6 tRNA genes are annotated in these 872 nt (G+C 39.4%); all 6 read right to left on the reverse strand.

Features of this window, described 5'->3' with window-relative positions:
- Positions 1 to 24: 24 nt before the first annotated feature.
- The 6 genes from L656_RS0114490 to L656_RS0114515 all read right to left on the reverse strand — a co-directional run bounded on the left by L656_RS0114490 (position 25) and on the right by L656_RS0114515 (position 871).
- Positions 25 to 100: transfer RNA gene (locus L656_RS0114490), tRNA-Lys, on the reverse strand.
- 70 nt (positions 101 to 170) lie between these two features.
- A tRNA-Lys gene (locus L656_RS0114495) sits at positions 171 to 246 on the reverse strand.
- Positions 247 to 329: 83 nt separating this feature from the next.
- Positions 330 to 405, reverse strand: a tRNA-Lys gene (locus L656_RS0114500).
- Between the two features lie 84 nt (positions 406 to 489).
- A tRNA-Lys gene (locus L656_RS0114505) sits at positions 490 to 565 on the reverse strand.
- Positions 566 to 649: 84 nt separating this feature from the next.
- Positions 650 to 725: transfer RNA gene (locus L656_RS0114510), tRNA-Lys, on the reverse strand.
- Positions 726 to 795: 70 nt separating this feature from the next.
- Positions 796 to 871 (reverse strand) — tRNA-Lys (locus L656_RS0114515).
- Position 872: the final 1 nt, after the last annotated feature.

Here is an 872-nt window from a genome sequence, read left to right on the forward strand (position 1 = left end):
ACACTATTCACAAGGAATAAAGAATGGTGGGTCATGATGGATTTGAACCATCGACCAATTGATTAAAAGTCAACTGCTCTACCAACTGAGCTAATGACCCGCTCTGACGTTGCGTTTTATAACAACTTAGTATTCTACGTAAATCCGCCGATAAAAGACCATTCAAAGAATGGTGGGTTATGATGGATTTGAACCATCGACCAATTGATTAAAAGTCAACTGCTCTACCAACTGAGCTAATAACCCGCTCTATGCACTTATCCAATTAAGAATGAAGCTTACGTAAATCCGCCGATTGATGCCAAACGCTATTCACGAGGAATAAAGAATGGTGGGTTATGATGGATTTGAACCATCGACCAATTGATTAAAAGTCAACTGCTCTACCAACTGAGCTAATAACCCGCTCTATTGTTGCGTTTAAATGCAACTAACTACTTTACGTAAATCCGTCGATTGGAACCAATCACTATTCAAAGGAATAAAGAATGGTGGGTTATGATGGATTTGAACCATCGACCAATTGATTAAAAGTCAACTGCTCTACCAACTGAGCTAATAACCCGTTCCAGTTGCTAACTTATTTCTAAGTTAAAGCCTGCGTAAATCCGCCGATTGATGCCAAACACTATTCACAAGGAATAAAGAATGGTGGGTCATGATGGATTTGAACCATCGACCAATTGATTAAAAGTCAACTGCTCTACCAACTGAGCTAATGACCCGCTCTGACGTTGCGTTTTATAACAACTTAGTATTCTACGTAAATCCGCCGATAAAAGACCATTCAAAGAATGGTGGGTTATGATGGATTTGAACCATCGACCAATTGATTAAAAGTCAACTGCTCTACCAACTGAGCTAATAACCCG

Origin of the sequence: Pseudoalteromonas sp. TAE56, assembly GCF_000497955.1 — a bacterium.
Lineage (GTDB): Bacteria > Pseudomonadota > Gammaproteobacteria > Enterobacterales > Alteromonadaceae > Pseudoalteromonas.